The following is a 2,103-nucleotide window of genomic DNA, read 5'->3' as shown; positions in this document are numbered from 1 at the left end:
GTCTTCTATCAGCCGGAAAGCTGGCAAACCAACAATGATTGCGCTAATCTACCGCGTTCCAAACAGACGATGCGCCCACAAGGAACCCAACCCTCACAGGCCCGCGTCTGAAATCTGCGAAATCTGCGTAATCTGCGGATGATTCCTCTTCCCAGGAGTGACATTGTGGAATCCAACCGACTGCTCTCCATCCCCGAACTGACCCCCGACCGCGCCGCCCGTTTCGACGAGTTACAGCGCAAGCTCGTCCCCCTCTGGCGCATGATCGGCCGCACCGCCCCCGGCGGCGAAGTGCAGGAAAGCAACACGCTGGTCGTCCTGCCCTCCCTGACGGTCGAGGTAGACATTCCCGGCTCCATGCACCAGGTCTATGAGGAGCGCTTCCTCTTCATGACCTTCTTGCTACGCCAACCTCACCTGCACATGATCTACCTCACCTCGCAGCCCATCGCCCCGCTGACCATCGACTACTATCTCCACAACCTGCCCGACGTGACCATCAGCAACGCCCGCAAGCGGTTGCACCTGCTGTCGCCGCAAGACGGCTCGGATAGGGCGCTGGCTTACAAGGTGCTGGAGCGCCCCTGGTTCGTCCGTCAGATCCGCGGTCTCATCCCCGACCCCGACCGCGCCCACCTCGTGCCGTTCCTGACCACCGACCTGGAGCGGGAGATCGCCCTGCAACTCGATATTCCCATGTACGCCGCCGATCCGCGCTTCTTCGCGCTGGGCAGCAAGAGCGGGGCGCGCCGCCTCTTCGCCGAAGAGGGGCTGCCCCACCCGTTGGGCGTCGAGGACATCGCCGACGAGGCGGGCTTCGCGGCCGCCATCCGCGCCATGCGCGCCCGCCAGCCGGCCATCGCCCGCGTCATCACCAAGACCAACCAGGGTGTGTCGGGTATGGGCAACGCCGTGGTCGATCTGCGCGGCTTGCCTGCGCCGGGCGACGCGGCTGAGGAAGCGGCCGTGATCGAGCGGCTGCGGGCCATGCGCTTCGAGGTCCCCGACCTGACCTACAACGCCTACATGGCCGGCGTGCGCGCCCAGGGGGCCATCGTCGAGGAGATGATCGAGGGCGAGGAGAAAGAAAGCCCCAGCGTCCAGATGCGTATCTCGCCGCTGGGTCAGGTGGAAATCTTGTCCACCCACGACCAGATGCTCGGCGGCCCCAGCGGCCAGAGCTACCTGGGCGCGGTCTTTCCGGCCGACCCCGCCTACAGCCGGCTCATCACCCACGAAGCGGCCAAGATCGGCCAGCGCTTCGCCCGCGAGGGCATCGTCGGCCGCTTCGCGCTGGACTTCCTGGTGGTCAAGAATGCCGCCGGCGAGTGGGAGCCGTACGCCATCGAGGTCAACCTGCGCAAGGGGGGTACGACCCACCCCTTCCTGACGCTGCAATACCTGACCGATGGCATCTACGACGCCGAGTCGGGCCAGTTCACGACGGAGTTGGGCGAGCGACGCTACTACGTCGCCAGCGACCACATCGAGTCCGACGCCTACCGCATCTTCACCCCGGAGGACTTGCTCGACCTCATCAGCGTCCACCGCCTGACGTTCGACCAGACATGTCAGACGGGGCTGATCCTGCACATGTTCAGCGGCGTGGGCGAGCTGGGCCGCCTGGGCGCGACCTGCATCCACGGCACGCCGGAGCGGGCGCGGGGGCTGTACAACGACTTCGTGGCCCTGCTCGACCGGGAAGCGGAGCGGAGGGGCAGGTAGCAGGTGGCAAGTAAGCAGTAAGCAGTGAGCCGTGCAGTGTTCAGTGGGTCAGTATTCAGTAGGTCAGTAGAGACCTCCCCCGCTCCCCTGCCCCCCTGCTCCCCTGCTCCTTTGCCACTTGCCACCCGCCCCCGGTAGCGCTACCCTACAGACATGCTGCGCTTCAGCGACTTCTCCCACCTGCCGGAGGTCGATAGGCTCGTCCGGCAACTTATCGATGAGCCGCGAGGGCTGATCGTCGTCGCCGGGCCAGACAGCCGCCCCGGCGAAACGGTCATCGAGGGCGCCGACCTGCCCCACTTCCTGCCCAGCGGCCGGGCGACCATCTTCCGCATCCTGGTCAGCGAACTGCTCGACGCCCGCCCGCGCGCCCGCGGC

General features: G+C 66.2%; 2 protein-coding genes. Both read left to right on the top strand.

What is annotated here, in order from left to right:
- Window positions 1–165: 165 nt before the first annotated feature.
- Entirely contained in the window at window positions 166–1,725 is a 1,560-nt protein-coding gene (locus ACE3UY_RS14265; protein WP_374688178.1) for an ATP-grasp domain-containing protein, read from the top strand.
- A gap of 153 nt (window positions 1,726–1,878) precedes the next feature.
- Window positions 1,879–2,103 (top strand): hypothetical protein (locus ACE3UY_RS14260; protein ID WP_374688177.1); only part of this gene is annotated, 225 nt, incomplete at its 3' end.

This window comes from Promineifilum sp. (SeqCode), assembly GCF_041918635.1.
Classification (GTDB): Bacteria; Chloroflexota; Anaerolineae; order Promineifilales; family Promineifilaceae; genus Promineifilum.
This window is presented reverse-complemented; position numbering and strand designations above follow the sequence as displayed.